The organism is Paracoccus shanxieyensis, from assembly GCF_009711265.1.
GTDB lineage: Bacteria > Pseudomonadota > Alphaproteobacteria > Rhodobacterales > Rhodobacteraceae > Paracoccus > Paracoccus shanxieyensis.
In genome coordinates, this window is record NZ_WMII01000003.1 from 240,196 (window position 1) to 260,035 (window position 19,840).

At 64.6% G+C, this 19,840-nt stretch carries 17 protein-coding genes; 10 read left to right on the top strand and 7 right to left on the bottom strand.

The window, feature by feature from the left end; genetic code table 11:
• Positions 1-178: 178 nt before the first annotated feature.
• The 3 genes from acs (at position 179) to GL284_RS04735 (ending at position 4,550) form a co-directional block, all read left to right on the top strand.
• The gene (gene acs / locus GL284_RS04725; protein ID WP_155043488.1) at positions 179-2,137 is read left to right on the top strand and encodes an acetate--CoA ligase; all 1,959 of its coding nucleotides are present in this window, start codon (positions 179-181) and stop codon (positions 2,135-2,137) included.
• 207 nt (positions 2,138-2,344) lie between these two features.
• Positions 2,345-4,126 carry an MFS transporter gene (locus GL284_RS04730; RefSeq protein ID WP_230382905.1) on the top strand — a complete coding sequence of 594 codons (1,782 nt, stop codon included), beginning with the start codon at positions 2,345-2,347 and terminating at the stop codon, positions 4,124-4,126.
• A gap of 55 nt (positions 4,127-4,181) precedes the next feature.
• Positions 4,182-4,550, top strand: a complete 369-nt coding sequence (locus GL284_RS04735; protein WP_155043489.1) for a response regulator transcription factor — start codon at positions 4,182-4,184, stop codon at positions 4,548-4,550.
• Between the two features lie 13 nt (positions 4,551-4,563).
• On the opposite strand, the gene GL284_RS04740 is transcribed toward GL284_RS04735, so the two are convergent.
• From GL284_RS04740 to GL284_RS04760, 5 genes are all read right to left on the bottom strand, one after another.
• Positions 4,564-5,562 carry an ABC transporter ATP-binding protein gene (locus GL284_RS04740; RefSeq protein WP_155043490.1) on the bottom strand — a complete coding sequence of 333 codons (999 nt, stop codon included), beginning with the start codon at positions 5,560-5,562 and terminating at the stop codon, positions 4,564-4,566.
• Complete coding sequence (locus tag GL284_RS04745) at positions 5,559-6,584, bottom strand: oligopeptide/dipeptide ABC transporter ATP-binding protein (protein ID WP_155043491.1); 1,026 nt, start codon at positions 6,582-6,584, stop codon at positions 5,559-5,561. Before GL284_RS04745 ends, GL284_RS04740 begins: the two co-directional genes overlap by 4 nt.
• A gap of 1 nt (position 6,585) precedes the next feature.
• The gene (locus GL284_RS04750) at positions 6,586-7,509 is read right to left on the bottom strand and encodes an ABC transporter permease subunit (protein ID WP_155043492.1); all 924 of its coding nucleotides are present in this window, start codon (positions 7,507-7,509) and stop codon (positions 6,586-6,588) included.
• A gap of 3 nt (positions 7,510-7,512) precedes the next feature.
• Positions 7,513-8,442, bottom strand: a complete 930-nt coding sequence (oppB, locus tag GL284_RS04755) for an oligopeptide ABC transporter permease OppB (protein WP_155043493.1) — start codon at positions 8,440-8,442, stop codon at positions 7,513-7,515.
• Between the two features lie 61 nt (positions 8,443-8,503).
• Entirely contained in the window at positions 8,504-10,108 is a 1,605-nt protein-coding gene (locus GL284_RS04760) for a peptide ABC transporter substrate-binding protein (RefSeq protein WP_155043494.1), read from the bottom strand.
• Between the two features lie 137 nt (positions 10,109-10,245).
• Between GL284_RS04760 and cobU the strand changes: the two genes are divergently transcribed.
• The 5 genes from cobU to GL284_RS04785 all read left to right on the top strand — a co-directional run bounded on the left by cobU (position 10,246) and on the right by GL284_RS04785 (position 15,021).
• Entirely contained in the window at positions 10,246-10,770 is a 525-nt protein-coding gene (gene cobU / locus GL284_RS04765) for a bifunctional adenosylcobinamide kinase/adenosylcobinamide-phosphate guanylyltransferase (RefSeq protein ID WP_155043495.1), read from the top strand.
• Positions 10,767-11,723: a nicotinate-nucleotide--dimethylbenzimidazole phosphoribosyltransferase gene (cobT, locus tag GL284_RS04770; RefSeq protein WP_341870282.1), complete on the top strand. Its 957-nt coding sequence runs from the start codon at positions 10,767-10,769 to the stop codon at positions 11,721-11,723. The genes cobU and cobT overlap by 4 nt, the downstream gene beginning before the upstream one ends.
• Entirely contained in the window at positions 11,716-12,453 is a 738-nt protein-coding gene (gene cobS / locus GL284_RS04775; protein ID WP_155043497.1) for an adenosylcobinamide-GDP ribazoletransferase, read from the top strand. The genes cobT and cobS overlap by 8 nt, the downstream gene beginning before the upstream one ends.
• A gap of 100 nt (positions 12,454-12,553) precedes the next feature.
• Positions 12,554-13,174, top strand: a complete 621-nt coding sequence (locus GL284_RS04780; RefSeq protein ID WP_155043498.1) for a TRAP transporter small permease subunit — start codon at positions 12,554-12,556, stop codon at positions 13,172-13,174.
• A complete protein-coding gene (locus GL284_RS04785) occupies positions 13,171-15,021 on the top strand; it encodes a TRAP transporter large permease (protein WP_155043499.1) in 1,851 nt (616 codons plus the stop codon). Before GL284_RS04780 ends, GL284_RS04785 begins: the two co-directional genes overlap by 4 nt.
• 54 nt (positions 15,022-15,075) lie before the next feature.
• Here GL284_RS04785 and GL284_RS04790 read toward each other — a convergent pair whose 3' ends face one another.
• Positions 15,076-16,200, bottom strand: a complete 1,125-nt coding sequence (locus GL284_RS04790) for a TRAP transporter substrate-binding protein (RefSeq protein WP_155043500.1) — start codon at positions 16,198-16,200, stop codon at positions 15,076-15,078.
• A 198-nt stretch (positions 16,201-16,398) separates the two neighbouring features.
• Between GL284_RS04790 and nrdR the strand changes: the two genes are divergently transcribed.
• Both nrdR and ribD read left to right on the top strand, forming a co-directional pair.
• A complete protein-coding gene (nrdR, locus tag GL284_RS04795; protein ID WP_155043501.1) occupies positions 16,399-16,863 on the top strand; it encodes a transcriptional regulator NrdR in 465 nt (154 codons plus the stop codon).
• A 14-nt stretch (positions 16,864-16,877) separates the two neighbouring features.
• Entirely contained in the window at positions 16,878-17,855 is a 978-nt protein-coding gene (gene ribD / locus GL284_RS04800; protein WP_155043586.1) for a bifunctional diaminohydroxyphosphoribosylaminopyrimidine deaminase/5-amino-6-(5-phosphoribosylamino)uracil reductase RibD, read from the top strand.
• Here ribD and GL284_RS04805 read toward each other — a convergent pair.
• Positions 17,852-19,840 (bottom strand): capsular polysaccharide biosynthesis protein, encoded by a 1,989-nt coding sequence (locus tag GL284_RS04805; protein ID WP_155043502.1) that lies wholly within the window; start codon positions 19,838-19,840, stop codon positions 17,852-17,854. The two genes, ribD and GL284_RS04805, sit on opposite strands and share 4 nt — an antisense overlap.

Genomic DNA, 19,840 nt, shown 5'->3' on the forward strand with positions numbered 1-19,840 from the left:
TTACAAAATCACGCATCCAGCAGTGAATTTATTTACAAAATTATCATGTCAAGAAAAGGGTTTGTCAGCTTGCGGCTGTAGTATTAACTTGATCGCAAGCGATATGGGTGAATCGTTCCGCCATCTGGGGAGAGATCCGGACACGGTCCATATCGACCAGCGCGTTGAGGAGGCCGCCATGTCCGTTGAAAGCACAGCCAAACATCCGATTCCGGCAGGGTTCGAGGATGCCTTGGCCAAACCTGCCGATTATACCCGGCTTTATGACGAATCGATCCGCGATCCGCAGGGGTTCTGGGGGCGCGAAGCCAAGCGCATCGACTGGATCACCCCCTTTACCAAGGTGAAGGACACCGATTTCACCATGGGGCAGGTGTCCATCAAATGGTTCGAGGACGGCGCGCTGAATGCCTCGGTCAACTGCATCGACCGGCATCTGGCCGACCGCGCCGACCAGACCGCGATCATCTTTGAACCCGACGATCCGAAATCGCCCGCGCGCCACATCACCTATGCCGAGCTGTCGGACAAGGTGAACCGCTTCGCCAATGTGCTGCTGAGCCAGGGCGTCATGCGCGGCGACCGCGTGGTCATCTATCTGCCGATGATCCCCGAAGCTGCCTATGCCATGCTGGCCTGCGCCCGGATCGGCGCGGTGCATTCCGTGGTGTTTGCGGGCTTTTCGCCCGACGCGCTGTCCAACCGCGTCAATGATTGCGGCGCCAAGCTGGTCATCACCGCCGATACCGCGCCGCGCGGCGGCCGCCGCACCAACCTGAAATCCAATGCCGATGCCGCCTTGCTGCATTGTTCGGAAAAGGTCCGCTGCCTTGTCGTCAAGCATACCGGCGACCAGACCACATGGATCGACGGCCGCGACGTGGATGTGCTGAAGCTGATGGAGGAGGTCAGCCCGGAATGCCCGCCGCGTCCGATGGGGGCCGAGGATCCGCTGTTCATCCTGTATACCTCGGGCTCAACTGGGCGGCCCAAGGGCGTGGTGCATACGACAGGCGGCTATCTGGTCTATGCCGCGATGACCCATGAATATGTCTTTGATTACAAGGACGGCGACATCTTCTGGTGCACCGCCGATGTCGGCTGGGTGACGGGGCACAGCTATATCGTCTATGGCCCCTTGGCCAATGGCGCCACCACGCTGATGTTTGAAGGCGTGCCGACCTATCCCGATGCCGGGCGCTTCTGGGATGTCTGCGACAAGCACAAGGTCACGCAGTTCTATACCGCGCCCACCGCGATCAGGGCGCTGATGGGGCAGGGTCCGGAATGGGTCGACAAGCACGACCTGTCCAGCCTGCGCATCCTTGGCACCGTGGGCGAACCGATCAACCCCGAGGCATGGGTCTGGTATGACCAGCATGTCGGCAAGGGCCGCTGCCCCATCGTCGACACATGGTGGCAGACCGAAACCGGCGGCCACATGATCACCTCGCTGCCCGGCGCGATCGAGGCAAAGCCCGGCTCGGCCACGCTGCCCTTCTTCGGCGTCAAGCCCGAGGTGCTGGATGCCGCCTCGGGCCAGATCATCGAAGGCAACGGCGTCGAGGGCGTTCTGGCCATCGCCGACAGCTGGCCCGGCCAGATGCGCACGTTGTGGGGCGATCATGACCGCTTCATGGAGGCCTATTTCCAGCAATATCCCGGCTATTACTTCACCGGCGATGGCTGCCGCCGCGATCAGGACGGCTATTACTGGATCACCGGCCGCGTTGATGATGTCATCAACGTCTCGGGTCACCGCATGGGCACGGCCGAGGTGGAATCGGCACTGGTCGCACATGAGAAGGTCGCCGAGGCGGCGGTGGTCGGCTATCCGCATCAGATCAAGGGGCAAGGCATCTATGCCTATGTCACGCTGATGAATGGCATCCAGCCCTCGGACGATCTGCGCCGCGAGCTGGAAGGCTGGGTCCGCAACGAGATCGGCCCCATCGCCAAGCCCGACCTGATCCAATGGGCGCCGGGCCTGCCCAAGACCCGTTCCGGCAAGATCATGCGCCGCATCCTGCGCAAGATCGCCGAGGACGATTTCGGCAGTCTGGGCGATACCTCGACGCTGGCCGATCCCGGCGTCGTCGATGAATTGATCGAGAACCGGATGAACCGGGCCTCTTGATCGACCGCGCGGCGGATGCGTCTGCCGCGCCAAAACGGGGAGGCTGCGTCCGGCTGGGGAGATCCGGGCGCAGAACGGGAAAGCCGCTCATAAGGGCGGATCAAGCGCATCAGCATGACCGACCCGTGCCCGGCAACCCGCCGGACCGGCCGGAGGCATGATGCCGGTCAATGGCCAGTGCAGGCTGGCTTTCAGGGGAGGAAACCCATGGCTTACAATACCGCAGAAGTCGGAGAGGTGCGGTCGCGCCCGATGACCGCTGAGGAGAAAAAGGTCATCATCGCCTCATCGGCGGGGACGATCTTTGAATGGTATGATTTTTACCTTTACGGCTCGCTGGCGGCGATCATCGGCGCGCAGTTCTTTACCGCGTTTCCCGAAGCCACCCGCAACGTCTTCGCGCTGCTGGCCTTTGCTGCGGGCTTCATCGTGCGGCCCTTCGGCGCGCTGGTCTTTGGCTCGCTGGGCGATCTGGTCGGGCGGAAATACACTTTCCTTGTCACCATCCTGATCATGGGCATCTCGACCTTTCTGGTCGGCCTGCTGCCGGGATATGCCAGCTGGGGCGTCGCCGCGCCGATCATCCTGATCGCGCTGCGGATGCTTCAGGGTCTGGCGCTGGGGGGCGAATATGGCGGCGCCGCGGTCTATGTGGCCGAACACGCGCCTGCCAACCGCCGCGGCTTCTACACCGCCTTCATCCAGACCACGGCCACGCTGGGTCTGCTGTTGTCGCTGATCGTCATCCTGATCGTGCAGGGTTATGTGAACGGCAATTACCCGATGGTCGGCGTCGTCGATCTGCAGGGCAATCCGGTCCTTGGCGCAGATGGCCAGCAGACCATGATCTCGGCTTTCAACAGCTGGGGCTGGCGTATCCCGTTCCTGGGCTCGATCTTCCTGCTGCTGATTTCGCTGTATATCCGCCTGCAGATGGAAGAATCCCCCGCCTTCAAGAAGATGAAGGAAGAGGGCCGCACCTCGAAAGCCCCCATGCGCGAGGCGTTCGGCAACTGGAAGAACGGCAAGATCGCGCTGATCGCGCTGTTCGGCCTGACCGCAGGTCAAGCCGTGGTCTGGTATTCGGGCCAGTTCTACGCGCTGTTCTTCGTGCAGAACGTGGTCAAGGTCGACAGCTTCAGCGCCAACGTCTTCGTGGCATGGTCGCTGATCCTTGGAACGGGCGGGTTCCTGTTCTTCGGCTCGCTGTCGGACCGCATCGGCCGCAAGCCGATCATTCTGGCGGGCTGCCTGATCGCCGCGCTGACCTATTTCCCGGTCTTTGAACACCTGACCCGCACGGCGAACCCGATGCTGTATCAGGCGCAGCAGACGCCGGTTACGGTCAGCCATGCGCCGGGCGATTGTTCGTTCCAGTTCAACCCGACGGGCACGGCCAAGTTCACCTCAAGCTGTGACATCGCCAAGGCCTCGCTGGCCAAGGCCTCGGTGAACTATGAATCGGTCGAGGCCACGGGCGTCACCACCGTCACCATCGGCGACACGGTGATCCCGTCCTATGACGCCTCGGCGCTGTCGGGCGAGGCACTGGCGGCCGAGAAAGCACGCTTCGACGGCGCGGTCAGCGCGGCGCTGGGGCAGGCGGGGTATCCGCTGGCGGCCACGGACAATACCACCGTCGCCAAGGCCAACCACTTCTTCGACATCTTCACCGGCCAGAAGCTGATGATCGTCATCACGCTGACCTATCTGATCCTGCTGGTGACGATGGTTTACGGCCCCATCGCTGCGGCGCTGGTCGAACTGTTCCCGACCCGCATCCGCTATTCCGGCCTGTCCTTGCCCTATCACATCGGCAATGGCTGGTTTGGGGGTCTGCTGCCCGCGACCGCCTTCGCGATCTCGGCCCAGACCGGCAATATCTATGCGGGCCTGTGGTATGCGATCGTCGTCGCGCTGATGACGGTGGTGATCGGCACGCTGTTCGTCCCGAACGGCACGCATAAGAAAGACATCTTCGCGGATTGATCCCCGCGCCCGCCGGGCCCTGTCACGGGGCCCGGCATCACCTACGGAGGCCGACATGGCGCATATCCTGATCGTCGAGGACGAGGACAATATCGCCACGGCGCTTGAGTTTCTTCTGGCCCGCGCGGGCCACAGCCATACCCGCCTTGCCACCGGCACCGGCACGCTGGACGAAATCCGCAACCGCCGGCCCGATCTGGTGCTGCTGGACATCATGCTGCCCGACATCTCGGGATATGAGATCATGGGGGCCATGCGCGCCGATCCGCAGATGCGCGGCGTGCGCGTTCTGATGATGACGGCGCGCGGCTCTGTCGTCGAACGCAAGAAGGGGCTGGAGCTGGGCGCGGACGGCTTTATCGCCAAACCCTTCGAGCTGGCCGAATTGCGGGCCGAGATGGCCCGCCTGCTGGGCGCGGCGTAAGGCCGCCGCCGGATCAGCCCGCTTGCGCCAGTTCCTCGGGACGCAAGGCGCCGGGGAAATGGCAGGCCACCTGATGCGGCTGCCCCGACAATGCCGGACGCTGGGCCGCGCAAAGGTCTTGCGCGCGCGGACAGCGGGTGCGGAACACACAGCCCGAGGGCGGGTTCATCGGCGACGGCAATTCGCCCCGCAGTGGGATGATCCGCTTTTGCCGCTCAAGCTGCGGATAGGGGATCGGCACCGCCGACAGCAGCGCCTGCGTATAGGGGTGCCGGGGGTCGGCATACAGCGCCTCGGCCTGCGCCAGTTCCATGACACGGCCCAGATACATCACCAGCACGCGGTGGCTGATATGTTTCACCACCGACAGATCATGCGCGATGAAGATCAGCGCCAGCCCCAGATCGCGCTGCAGATCGGCCAGCAGGTTGATGACCTGCGCCTGAATAGACACATCCAGCGCCGAGACCGGCTCATCGCAGATCACCAGTTTTGGCTGGACGATCAGCGCACGGGCGATGCCGATGCGCTGGCACTGGCCGCCGCTGAATTCATGCGGATAGCGGTTGATCTGGTTGGGCAGCAGGCCCACGCGGTCCATCATGTCCTTGACGCGGGTGCGGACCTGATCGCGCGGCAGACGGTGATGCGTCAGCAGCGGTTCCGCGATGATCTGACCCACGGTCATGCGCGGGTCCAGACTGGCCAGAGGATCCTGAAACACCATCTGGATTTCGCTGCGATATTTCAGCATCCGGCGCGGCGACAGGCCGATCAGATTGGTGCCATCCTGCCAGACGGCCTCTCCGGTCGCCGGGACCAGCCCGATCAGCGCGCGGGCCAGCGTGGATTTGCCGCTGCCGCTTTCGCCGACGATGCCCAGCGTCTCGCCGGGCATCAGGGTGAAATCGACACCGCCCACGGCATGAAGCTGGCGCGGTTTCTGAAACAGGCCCTGCGCGGGCAGATCGAAGCTGACCCGCAGATCGCGGGCGGTGATCAGGGGCGTCATGGCTGAGCCTCCTCGATGGCGGCGGGTTCGGGCAGATCTGGCTGCGGCGGCGGGCCTGCGCGCAGCGCGCTGAAAGGCGCATGGCAGGCGCGTTCGCGGCCCGGCGCGGTTTCGACCAGCGCGGGCATCGTCTGGCACGCCGGCAGGACATAGGCGCAGCGCGGCGCGAAGGGACAGCCGGGCGGCGGGTTCGTCATATTGGGCGGACTGCCGGGAATGGCCGACAGCTGGTCGCCCTTTTGATCGATGCGCGGGATCGCGGCCAGCAGGCCCTGCGTATAGGGATGGGCGGGGGCCTGAAAGATCGGATCGACCGGCGCGCGTTCCATGATGCGGCCGCCATACATCACCATCACCCGTTCGCACGATCCGGCCACGACGCCCAGATCATGGGTGATCAGCACCATCGCCATGCCGAAATCGCGTTGCAGGTCGGCCAGCAGATCCATGATCTGCGCCTGCACCGTCACGTCCAGCGCGGTCGTCGGCTCATCGGCGATCAGCAGATCGGGGCGGCACAGCAGCGACATGGCGATCATCACCCGCTGGCGCATCCCGCCGGAAAATTCGTGCGGATAAAGCCCGATCCGCCCGCGCGCATCGGGGATCTTCACCGCGTCCAGCATCTGCGCGGCCTCGGCCACGGCCTGCCGGTGCGACATGCCCTTGTGCAGGGTCAGCACCTCGGCCATCTGGTCGGCCACGCGCATATAGGGGTTCAGGCTGGTCATCGGATCCTGAAACACCATGGCGATCTTTTCGGCCCGGATGCGGTTCAGCGCCCTGGGCGGCGCGTTCAGGATTTCGGTCCCGTCAAAGCGCACGCTGCCGCTGGCCCGGCCGTTCCGGGCCAGAAGCCCCATGATGGAAAAGGCCAGTTGCGATTTGCCGCTGCCGCTTTCGCCGACAATGCCCAGCGTCTGGCCGCGCTGCACATCCAGATTGATGCCGTTGACGGCCGAGACCTGGCCATCGGTGGTGGCGAAACGCACGTTCAGATCGCGGATTTCAAGCAGGGCCATTTCAGCGATCCTTCGGGTCCAGCGCGTCGCGCAGCCCGTCGCCGACAAAGAAGAAGGCAAACAGCGTGACGCAGAAGAAGGCCAGCGGAAAGGCAAGCTGCCACAGCGTGCCGTAATTCATCGTCCCGGCGCCTTCGGAAATCAGCGCGCCCCATGAGGTCAGGGGCTCTTGCACGCCAAGCCCCAGAAAGCTGATGAAGCTTTCAGACAGGATCATCAGCGGCACCAAGAGCGTGGCATAGACTGCGACGACCCCCAGCAGGTTCGGCACGATATGGCGCAGGATGATCTTCCATGCGGGGACGCCGGTGGCGCGCGCGGCCTCGATGAATTCCCGGTTCTTCAGGCTAAGTGTCTGACCGCGCACGATCCTGCTCATGTCCAGCCATGAGATCAGGCCGATGCCCAGAAACAGCATCGTCATGCTGCGCCCGAACATCACCAGCAGCAGGATCAGGACGAACATATAGGGGATCGACATCAGGATATCGACGACGCGCATCATCACCGCATCGGTGCGCCCGCCGATATAGCCCGCGGTCGCGCCGTAAAGCGTGCCGACGATGACGGCGATGCCTGCGCCGATCAGCCCGACCATCAGCGACACCTGCGTGCCCTGCACGGTGCGCGAATACAGATCGCGCCCCAGATCGTCGGTGCCGAAGTAATGGCCGTTCGACAGGCTGGGCGCGCCAAGCTGGGCTGCCTGACCCATGACGTTGAAGTCCATCTCATCATTCGACCATGCGGCGAACTGGCTGCCGAAGATGGCAAACAACGCGACGGCGACCAGCACGATCAGGCTGACCATGGCGGCCTTGTTGCGGCGGAACCGGCGGCGGGCATCGGCCCATGGGCTGCGGCCCTTGACCTCGGGTTCCGACAGGCGCGCGGCCAGCGATTGCATCTGTTGTGCGTCGATCATGGCTTAGTACCTGATCTTCGGGTCGATCCATGCGTAAAGCACGTCCACCACAAGGTTGAAGAAAATCGTCAGCGCGCCGACAAGGATGGTGATCCCCATCATCACCGCGTAATCGCGGTTCAGCGCCGAATCGACGAAGCTGCGCCCGATCCCGCCGGTCGAGAAATACATGTCCACCACGACCGAGCCGGTGATCATCGTGACGAAAGCCGGACCCAGATAGCTGATGACCGGCAGCAGCGCGGGTTTCAGCCCGTGGCGCAGGATCACCTTGCGCTCGGGCAGGCCCTTGGCGCGGGCGGTGCGGATGTGGTTGCTGCCCAGCACCTCCAGCATCGAGGACCGGGTGATCCGCGCGATCGAGGCCATGAAGCTGGTCGACAGCGCCACAACCGGCATGATCCAGAAGATTGGGCCGCCCCAGCCCCAGGCCCAGCCGCCGCCCGGCAGCCAGCCCAGCCACAGCGTGAAGATCAGCACAAGGATCGGCGCCATGACGAAATTCGGCAGCACCTGCGCGCCGATGGACAAGCCCACCGCGCAATAGTCCAGCCACGAATTCTGCCGGATCGCCGCCGTCACCCCCAGCGAGACGCCGACGATCACCGCGACCAGAAACGAGATCGCGCCATAGGTCAGCGTCACCGGAAAGCCCGCCGCGATGATCTGGTTCACGCTGCGGTCGGGATAGACGAAGCTGGGCCCGAAATCGAAATGCGCGACGATGCCCCAGACATAGTTCAGCATCTGTCGCCACAGCGGGTCATCCAGCCCGTATTTGGCGTTCAGGTTCGCCAGCACCTGCGGCGGCAGGGCGCGTTCCTGCGTGAAGGGCCCTCCGGGCGCGGCCTGCATCAGCAGGAAAGAAACGACGATCAGCAAAAGCAGCGTCGGAATGGCGACTGCCAATCGCCGAAGGATATAGCCGAACATGCACAGGTTCCCGAAAGGTGCCGGACGTGTTCAGGGGCGGCGCGGGGCCGCCCCCACAAGGTTACTTCTGGATGCGATACAGGTCTTTCGCATACCAGTCGTTCATCACGTTTTCCGTGGGCAAGCCTTTGATATCATCGCGGATCATGTCGACCTTGGCATATTGATAGATCGGCACCAGCGGCATGTCGGCGGCCAGGATCTTTTCGGCAGCCGTATATTCCACATTCGGATCGGCGGCGGTCTTCGAGGCGTCCATCAGCTTGTCGAATTCGGGGTTGGAATACTTGCCGTAATTCATGCCCGTGGTGCGGAAGTAATCCAGAAAGGTCGAGGCCTCGTTATAGTCGGCGCACCATGCGTAACGCGCCATCTCGAAATCCTGCGACTGCATGCGGTCGGTATGCACCTTCCATTCGACATTGTTCAGCGTCAGCTGCACGCCAAGCGCCTTGTAGAACTGCTGCGCCGCCACCGCGATCTTCTTGTGGTTTTCGTCGGTATTATAGGTCAGCGTCAGTTTCAGCGGATTGTCGGGGCCATAGCCCGCCTCGGCCAGCAGCGCCTTGGCCTTTTCCATCCGCTCGGCCTGCGACCATGCCGCATAGTCGATCTCGGGCATCTTGAAGCCCTCGATGGCCCAATGCGTCCAGTTATAGGACGGTTTCTGGCCGCCCTGCAGGATCTGGTTCACCACGATGTCGCGCTGCATGGCATAGGACAGCGCCTGCCGCACGCGCACATCCTTCAGTGCCTCGGGGCCTTTTTCGGACAGGTTGAACAGATAGGCATAGCTGCACGAATAGGGGATCGAGATCGCCTGATCGGGGAATTCCTGCTTCAGCCGCGGATATTGCCCGGCGGGGATCTGCACCCGGTCCAGCTCGCCCGCCTGATAGCGGGTCAGGGCGACATTGTTGTCGTTCACCGTCAGACCCTTGACATGCTCCATGACGACATTGGCCGCATCCCAGTAATTCGGGTTCTTCTCCATGCTGATCTGCACGCCCAGATCGTGGCTGGTCAGGACATAGGCGCCGTTGCCGACCAGCTTGCCGGGTTGGGTCCATGCGTCGCCCTCGGCCTCGACCACCTTTTGATTGACCGGGAAGGTCGAGGCGTGGGTCACCATCTTCGGGAAATAGGGCGTGGGCGTGGTCAGCGTCACCGTCAGCGTGTGGTCATCGACGGCCTTGACGCCCAGTTCGGCAGGCGGCTTTTCGCCTTTGACGACGGCGGTGGCGTTCTGCACGTTCATCAGCTCCATGAACCACGCATATTCCGAAGCGGTTTCGGGATTGGCCAGACGCTGCCAGCTATAGACGAAATCCTGCGCGGTCAGCGGATCTCCATTGGACCATTTCGCCTCGGGGCGCAGATGGAAGGTATAGGTCAGCTTGTCATCCGACAGATCGAAGCTGGTGGCCACGCCGGGGATCGGCGCGCCGGTCGCATCCTCGTTCAGCAGGCCCTCGAACAGCTGGCGGATGATGTCCGAGCCTTCGACATCCGAGTTCTTGTGCGGATCGCTGGTCTTGATCGCATCCAGAAGCCAGAAGGTATAGCTTTGATTTTCGGCCAGTTTCTCGCCCTCGGCGGGCTGGACGGCAAAGGCGGGCGCGGCAATGCCAAGGCACAGCGCCGTGGTCAGAAGCAAACGGGACATGTCGAACCTCTCTGTTTTTATCGGGCGGGACTGGTATGGAACCCCGCGCGTGTTGCGCAAGGCTGACGCGAAATCTGTCAGGCAGCAAGCCCGGATTGGCGCTTTCTTAGCCGGGCCGCTTGTGAAACAAGTCGGTCATGAACAGTGAACCACGCATCGTCATGGTGACCGGAGGCGCGCGGTCGGGCAAGTCTTCCTTGGCGGAATCAATCCTTTGCCGCCATGCGGGCCCGCGCATCTATGTCGCGACGGCGCAGGCATGGGACGATGAAATGACGCAGCGTATCAAACTGCATCGTGATCGTCGCGATGCGGACTGGACCACCGTCGAAGAGCCGCTGGATCTGCCGGGCGTTTTGCAGCGGACGGACGGGCAGGGCGCGCGGCTGGTCGATTGCCTGACGCTATGGCTGGCCAATCTGGGCGAGGCGCCGGGGCCTGCGATCGACGCGCTGTGCGCGGTGCTGGAACGTCAGCAAAGCCCGGTGGTGCTAGTCACGAACGAGCTTGGGCAGGGGATCGTGCCGGAAAACGCCCTTGCGCGCCGCTTCCGCGATCAGCATGGCTTGATGAATCAGGCCGTCGCCCGGATCGCGGATGAGGTCTGGATGGCGGTCAGCGGTTTGCCCCTGCGTCTGAAACCACAGAAAGAGACAGCGTGAAAGAATTCGACGACGCCGCCGCGACCAAGGCCCGCAACCGTCAGGCAGAACTGACCAAGCCCCCCGGCTCGCTGGGCAGGCTTGAGACTCTGGCCGAATTCATGGCCGGTTGGCAGGGCAATGCCCGCCCGCGCATCGACCGGGCGCAGGCGCTGGTCTTTGCCGGAAATCACGGCATCACCGCGCAGGGCGTCAACCCGTTCCCGCCCGAGGTGACGGCGCAGATGGTGGCGAATTTTGAAGCGGGCGGTGCGGCAATCAACCAGCTGTGCCGCGTGGCGGGCGCTGATCTGTCGGTCGTGGCGATGGATCTGGACCGGCCCACGGCGGATTTCACCCAAGGCATGGCGCTGGAGGTGCCTGACCTGGTCGCCTCGATCCAGACCGGCAAGGATGCCGTCGATCCCGATGCCGATATCCTGTTGCTGGGCGAGATGGGCATCGGCAATTCGACCGTGGCCGCGGCGCTGGCGGCGGCGACCTTTGGCGGCACGGCTGCCGATTGGGTCGGCCCCGGCACCGGCGCGGATGAAGCGATCATGCAGCGCAAGATCGCGGCCGTCGATGCCGGGTTGAAGCGGCACAAGGGCGCGGCCTCGGCGGCCTCGATCCTTGGCAGCTATGGCGGGCGCGAACAGGCCGCGATCTGCGGCGCGGTGATCCGCGCGCGCGAATTGGGCATTCCGGTGATTCTGGACGGCTTCATCTGCTGCGCGGCGGCGGGCGTGCTGATGGTCAATGACCGCAATGCGCTGGATCATTGCCTGATCGGCCATGCCAGCGCCGAACCGGGCCATCGCCGGCTGATCGCGGTGCTGAAAAAGGAACCCGTGGTCGGGCTGGACATGCGGCTGGGCGAAGGCACGGGCGCAGCGGTGGCGCTGCTGATCCTGCGCGCGGCGCTGGAATGTCACAACGGCATGGCGACCTTTGCCGAGGCCGGCATTGGCTGAACCGTTGCGCGATGTCGCGACGGCGCTGATCTGGCTGACGCGCCTGCCGCTGCGCGCTGTCGTCCCCGTGCCGCTGGCGCGGGCGGTCTGGGCCTTTCCCGTGGTCGGACTGGTCGTGGGCATGTGCGGCGCGGCAGTGCTTTGGGCCGCGCAGGCCGTGGCCCTGCCGCCGCTGACCGCCGCATTTCTGGCGCTTGCCGCCATGGCCATGGTCACGGGCGCGCTGCATGAGGACGGTCTGGCCGATTACGCTGATGGCTGCGGCGGCACCACCCGAGCCCGCGCGCTGGAGATCATGCGCGACGCCCGCATCGGCAGTTACGGTGTCCTGGCATTGCTGCTGGTCGTCGCCATCAAGGCCTCGGCGCTGTCGGGGCTGGGGATCGCGGCGCTGATCGGTGCGGCGGCGGTCTCTCGGGCGGGGATGGCTGCGGGGCTGCGCTGGTTGCCGCCCGCGCGTGCCGATGGGCTGGGACGACAGGCCGGACGACCCGATGCGGGGCGGGTCTGGCTTGCGCTGGGGCTGGGGGCGGCGCTGCTGCTGCCCTGCGGGTTTGCTCCCGCGCTGGCGGGCATTGCGGCCTGCGGCGTCGCGCAGCTTATGATCGCCCGCCATGCCCTGCGGCGTCTGGGCGGCCAGACCGGCGACGTGCTGGGGGCCATGCAGCAACTGGGCGAAGCGGCCACCATACTGGCGCTTTCAGCGGCCATGGGCGGCGGCGCTGCTTGACGGAATCAACCGAACCTTCATAAATTTCTTCTATGAGAATGACCGGGTGAACCGGCGGGCCGTTTGGAAGAGGGCGGCCTAGGAAAGGGAGGAGATCACTATGGGTGCCCTGCTGGGCCTGTCGCGCGGCATCGACCGCGTCAATTCCGCTGTGGGTCGGGCCGTGACATGGCTGATCCTGCTTGCCGTTCTGGTCAGCGCCGGGAATGCGGTGATCCGCAAGGTGATGAACACCTCATCCAACGCCTGGCTTGAGATGCAATGGTATCTTTACGGGGCGGCTTTCCTTGGCGCTGCGGCCTATACGCTGAAGGAAAACGAACATATCCGCATCGACATCATCTATGGCATGTGGAGCCGCAGGCGGCAGCACTGGATCGACCTGATCGGCCATGTGCTGTTCCTGATGCCCTTTGTCACGCTGATGATCTGGTTCCTGTGGCCATGGGTCATGCGCAGCTATTACAGCGGCGAGGTGTCGAACAATGCGGGCGGGCTGAAGCTCTGGCCCGCCAAGGCCATGCTGCTGGTCGGCTTCATCATGCTGTTCTTTCAGGGCATTTCCGAGATCGTGAAGAAGATCGCGGTGATGCGCGGCATCATCCCGGATCCCAATCCCTTCGTCTCGGCCCATGCCGCCGCCGCGCTGGAAGGGGAAGCGATGGCCAAGAACATGGAAGCCGCGATGGCCGACGACACCCATGCGGAGACGCGCAAATGATGGTCTTCCTTGCCGAGAACATGGCGCCGATCATGTTCGCATCCCTGGTGATGTTTCTGCTGTTTGGCTATCCCGTGGCCTTTGCGCTGGCCGCGAACGGGCTTTTGTTCTTTGTCATCGGGGTCGAGCTTGCGCCGCTGTCGGGTGGCAATATCAACCTGTCATGGCCCTTGCTGAACGCCATGCCCGAACGGTTATGGGGGGTGATGTCGAATGAGACATTGCTGGCCATTCCCTTCTTTACCTTCATGGGCATCGTGCTGGAGAAATCCGGCATGGCCGAGGATCTGCTGGACACGATCGGCCAGTTGTTCGGCCCGATCCGCGGCGGTCTGGCCTATGCGGTCATCATCGTCGGCGCATTGCTGGCCGCGACCACCGGCGTCGTGGCGGCCTCGGTCATTGCGATGGGGCTGATCTCGCTGCCGATCATGCTGCGCTATGGCTATGACCGGCGCATCGCGTCGGGGACCATCGCGGCCTCGGGGACGCTGGCGCAGATCATTCCGCCTTCGCTGGTGCTGATCGTGCTGGCCGACCAGCTGGGCCGTTCGGTCGGCGACATGTACAAGGGCGCGCTGATCCCCGGCCTGATCCTGACCGGGCTGTATATCGCCTATATCTTCCTGACCTCGATCTTTCGTCCGCATCTGGTCCCGGCCTTGCCGAAAGAGGCGCGGACGCTGGGATCCGGCGTCACATCGCTGTTCGTGGCGCTGGCGGCGACGGGGGTGCTGGGCTGGCTGGCATTCCGCTGGCTGTATCCGACGCATGGCAAGGATGCCGACATCCTTGCGCCCGCGCTGGCCGTGATCGTGATCTATGTCGTGGCGCTGCTGGATCGGGGGATGAAGACCAACGTCATGTCACGGCTGGCGCAGCAGGTCATCATCGTGCTGATCCCGCCGCTGGCGCTGATCTTTCTGGTGCTGGGCACGATCTTTCTGGGCATCGCCACCCCGACCGAAGGCGGCGCCATGGGCGCGGTCGGCGCGCTGCTGCTGGCAGCCATCAAGGGGCGGCTGAATTACAACGTGATCCGTCAGGCGCTTCTGGCCACCACGCGGCTGTCGGCCTTCGTGATGTTCATCCTGATCGGCGCGCGGGTGTTTTCGCTGACCTTCTATGGCGTGAACGGGCATATCTGGGTCGAACATCTGCTGACCTCGTTGCCGGGCGGCGAATATGGCTTCCTGATCGCAGTGTCGGTGCTGGTCTTCCTGCTGGCCTTCTTTCTGGACTTCTTTGAGCTGGCCTTCATCATCGTGCCGCTTCTGGCCCCTGCGGCCGAGGCGATGGGCATCGACCTGATCTGGTTCGGCGTGCTGCTGGGCGTGAACATGCAGACCAGTTTCATGCACCCGCCTTTCGGCTTTTCGCTGTTCTTCCTGCGATCGGTGGCGCCGCGGTCGCCCTATCAGGACAAGGTGACGGGACTGACAATGCAGCCCGTGACGACGGGGCAGATCTATTGGGGCGCGGTGCCCTATGTCTGCATCCAGCTTGTCATGGTGGGCATCGTCATGGCGTTTCCGGGGCTGGTCATGCATTACAAGGGACCGGCTATCGATACGACCAACATGACGTTCGAGATCCCGGCCACCGGCGGTCTGGGCGGTCTTGGCGGGCTTGGCGATCCCTTCGGGGCCGCGCCTGCGGGCGATGGCGGTCTGGGGGGGCTGGGCGGTCTGGGTGGTGTGCCGGATTTCGGCGGCACCGCACCGGCCAGCCTCGCGACCCCTGACGCCACGACCCCTGACGCAGCCCCTGCGGCTCCGGCGGCAGGTGGGTTCGACCCGCTCTCCGGCCCGCCGCCGGGGCTTGAGGCACCGCCCGCCAATCCGTAACGAAAAAGGCCGCCGCGAGGGTTCTCGCGGCGGCCATATCCTGATCCGGGCAGCTTACAGCGTCTTGTTGCGCTGCTGGATCATCATGAAGGTGTCAAAGGTATATTCGCTGGTCTGGTTATACAGATACCAGTTGGCCCGCGCTTCCTTGATCGAGGTCCAGATCTTCTTGAACGGCTCGTTCGAGGCTTCCAGCTCGGCATAGACCTCATTGGCGGCCTTGTAGCAGGCATCCATGATTTCGGGGCTGAACGGGCGAAGCTGCGCGCCAGACGCCACAAGCTCTTTCAGTGCGATCGGGTTCAGATGGTCATACATCTGCAGCATGTTGGCATCGGCAGCCTGCGCTGCGGTGTGCAGCAGCGATTTGTAATTCTCGGGCAGCTCTTCGTATTTCGCCTTGTTGAAGAAGAAATGCACCGTCGGGCCGCCTTCCCACCAGCCGGGATAATAGTAATAGGGCGCGACCTTGAAGAAGCCCAGCTTCTGGTCGTCATAGGGCCCGACCCATTCCGAAGCGTCGATCGTGCCCTTTTCCAGCGCCGGATAGATGTCGCCGCCCGCGATCTGCTGCGGCACCGCGCCAAGACGGCTCAGCACCGCGCCCGCAAAACCGCCGACGCGGATTTTCAGGCCCTGAAGATCGGCGACGGTCTTGATTTCCTTGCGGAACCAGCCGCCCATCTGGGCGCCGGTATTGCCGCCCGGCAGGCCAAAGATATTGTAGCCAGCCAGAAACTCGTTGAAGAGGTCGATGCCGCCGCCGTGATATTGCCACGCGTTCTGGGCCCGCGCCGACAGCGCAAAGGGCACGGCCGCCCCCAGCGCGAAGGTCGGATCCTTGCCCCAGCTGTAATAGGACACGGTGTGGCAGGCCTCGACCGTGCCATCGGTCACGGCGTCCTGCGCCTGAAGGCCGGGCACGATCTCTCCGGCAGCAAAGACCTGAATGCTGAACTTGCCGTCCGTCGCCTCGGACAGGTATTTCGACAGCACCTCGGCCCCGCCATAGATCGTGTCCAGCGACTTCGGAAAAGCCGAGGTCAGGCGCCAGCGCACCTCGGGCATTTCCTGCGCGATGGCGGGGGCCGCCAAAGCCGCGCCCGCAGCCGCCGCAGCCCCGCCCAAGGATGCTCGCGTCAGGAAGCCGCGGCGGTCGAGTGCCTTGTATTTCGTCATTGATTCCTCCCATTGGACGACCATTCCCGTGGCCGTTCTGGGCCGAGTTTTGCACGCGCCTTGCCACCTGTCGAGCGCCCTGACGCGGCTTTTCGGACACGCGCCGCACGGCTTATCTTGTGGTGGCATCTGCGCACTACCCAAGCTTTCCGCTGTTGCCTATACTGGCTGCGGTTCGGACCTAACGGGGGACAAGGGATGCGCTGTCCATTCTGCGGAAATGTGGACACCCAGGTGAAGGATTCGCGTCCTGCCGAAGATAACGTCGCCATCCGGCGCAGGCGGTTCTGCCCGGCCTGCGGCGGCCGGTTCACCACCTATGAGCGCGTGCAGCTGCGCGATCTGGTCGTGGTCAAAAGCTCGGGCCGGCGCGAGGATTTCGACCGGGCCAAGCTGGAACGCTCGATCCGCATCGCCATGCAGAAGCGTCCGCTTGAACCCGAGCGTGTGGATCAGATGATTTCGGGCATCGTGCGGCGGCTGGAAAGCATGGGCGATACCGATGTGCCCTCGAAGGTGATCGGCGAGATCGTGATGGAGACGCTGGCGCGGATCGACACGGTGTCCTATGTGCGTTTTGCCAGCGTTTACAAGAACTTCCAGGCGGCGGACGATTTCGACAAATTCGTCTCGGAGCTGCGCCCCGGCACCGTGGGCGAGTGAGCGATCTGCGGCACATGGATCACGCGCTGGGTCTGGCCCGGCGCGGGCTGGGCAATACCTGGCCCAATCCCGCCGTGGGTTGCGTGATCGTCAAGGACGGCCGCGTCGTCGGGCGCGGCTGGACCCAGCCCGGCGGTCGCCCCCATGCCGAGGTCCGGGCCTTGGCACAGGCCGGGCCGGCCGCACGCGGGGCCACGGCCTATGTCACGCTGGAGCCCTGTTCGCATCATGGCAAGACCCCGCCCTGCGCCGAGGCGCTGATTGCGGCGGGCATTGCCACGGTCGTCAGCGCGATGACCGATCCCGACCCGCGCGTGTCGGGCCGCGGCCACGCCATGCTGCGCGCCGCCGGGATCACGGTGATCGAAGGCATCCGCGAGACGCAGGCCCGCGCCCAGCAGCAGGGTTTTCTGATGCGCGAGGCGCAAGGCCGCCCGATGCTGACGCTGAAGCTGGCGACCAGTTTCGACGGGCGCATTGCCACGGCCAGCGGCGAAAGCCGGTGGATCACCGGCCCCGAGGCGCGCCACCATGTCCACGCGCTGCGGCTTGCGCATGATGCCGTCATGGTGGGCGGCGGCACGGCGCGCGCCGACCGTCCGGGGCTGAATGTCCGTGGCTTTGGCGTGGTTCGCCAGCCGGTGCGGGTGGTCGTATCGGGCCAGCCCCTGCCTGATCTGCCGGTGGAAAGCGCCACGCACGGCCCCTTGTGGCAGGTTTCGGGCGATGTCGCCGATGTCATGGCACAACTGGGCGCGCGGGGGCTGACGCGCGTTTTTTGCGAAGGCGGCGGCATTCTGGCCGCCAGCCTTTTGCGCGCAGGGCTGGTCGATCAACTGGTCGGATATACGGCGGGGGTGGCGATCGGCGGTGACGGCCGCGCGGCCATTGGTCCCATCGGCTTGCAACATCTGGCAGATGCCGGGCGTTTTCACTTGCTGGAAACGCGACGCATCGGCGGCGATCTGTTTCATCGCTGGCAGCGCGCCTAGCGCCGCCACAGCCATGAATGCCCCGACAGCAGCCCCTGCGCCTTGGCCAGCAGACGGTTGGGCAGCCCGCCCCGCGCCGTAAAGGCCGGATCGGCCAGCCGCTCCAGCGCAACTTCCGGCGGGCAGGGCAGACGGCTGACCGGATCGAAATAGCGGGGATAGTCGATCAGGGCCGCATGGATCAGCCGGGCCAGATCCGCCTGCACCCGGCGCCGTTCGGGCACGCGGCCAAGATCACGCGTCAACCCCCAGCCCGCATAGAACGGCGCGCCCAGCACGGTGACCGGCACCCCGCGCATCAGGGCCTCGAACCCCATGGTCGAGGTCATGGTCCACAGCGCATCGACCTGCGCCATCAGCGCGGCGGCGCTGGTATGCCGCGCCACGATATCGGCCAGTTCGCGCAGATCCGCATCCGCGATCTGGCCGGGACGCAGGCCCGCCTCGACATCCGGATGGGGCTTGTAGATCAGCACGGCGCCGGGGTTTTCGGCACGGACACGGCGCAGCAGGGCAAGGTTCGTGCGCTCGGCCCCCGCGCCAAGCCGGATCGAGGCATCGTCTTCGACCTGCCCCGGCACAAGGATCCGGTGGCCTTGCGGCAGGTCCGGCGCATTGCCCGAAAGGTTGTATTTGGTGACACCGGCGGCGATCAGCGAGGCGGATAAGGCCTGCGCGCGGCTGGCCCCGCCCGGCGGCAAGGGCTGCGCCATGATCCGCTCAAAGCGGCTTTCGCGGGTCGGGTCGTAATAGATGCCCAGATCATCGGCCACCAGCGACAGGGGCGGTACCAGCGCTGCACCCAGACCGCGCGAGCGGATGAAGCCGTCCTCGACCCGCAAGGCGCCGGGGGCCTCGGTCGCGCGATTGGCCCAGGCCAGCGTGGCCCCCGCAGGCGCGTCGGTGAACCGCACGCCGCGACCATTGCCGAAGGCGCGGCTGATAAAGGGACGTTTCCACAGCCGCATGCCATAGGCCAGATGCCCGGCATGGTCCTGCCGCCATGCCCGGGCCTCGGCCTCGATCTGGCGCAGGGCACCTTCGAAATCGGTCAGGCGGTCGCGGCAAGGATCATACCAAGTGGGGGCAAGCAGGTGGCTGGCGGCAAACAGCGCATGGATGCTGCGCGGCTGCCTGCACGCAAACCCGTGCTGATCGTCCGACAGGCCCCAGCCCGCATAGAAGGGCTGGCCAAAGATGCGCGGGCAGTGACCTGTCAGCATCGCCTCATATCCCAGTTGCGACGACATGACATAGACGCGGCTGGCCCTGCGAAGCAGGGCCCATGGCGAGACCGGCGTGTCGCAGAACTGGTCCTGAGGGCGCAGGTCGGCGGCGGTGAAATGACCGCCGCGCAGGCCGGCCGTGGTTTCGGGATGGGTGCGGATGACGATGCGCGCACCGGGGTTTTCGTCCCGCGCGGCCTGCAGCATCGCCAGAAAATCACCCCGCGTCGCCCCCAGCAGCGAGGCGTCGCCGCGCGTCTGGTCGATGACCAGCACGAAGCCGGGTTCCGGCGGCGCGACCTTGGGCAGATGGGCGCTGTATTTTGAGATATCCGCCGCGATCAGCCGTGCCATTGCCTGCCGCGCATCGTCCTGCAGCGCGGCGGCCTTGGGTGAGGCGATCAGTTGCTCCAGCAGCGACGGGTGGTCGGGACGAAAATGCAGGCCATGCGGATCAAGGATCAGACCGATCGGCCCCCTGCGGCCAAGTCCTGCGGCGCGACCGGGCAGGACCGAGCGCATGAAGCCATCCTCGACCCGCAGGATGCTGGCACCGCTGCGTCTGGCCATCGCCTCGCCGCGATGGGCGGTGGGGCTTGCGCCCCAGATGCCGATCCAGTCATCCGCGCCGGGACGGCCGATGACGGGCTGCCAGCCCGCAAGCGTCATGATGCGGCGGATGCGCGGGCGGGTGAAAAAACCGCCGTTGAAAACGAAAAGCCGCCGGGATGTTCCGGCGGCTTTGGTCGTGTGATCCAT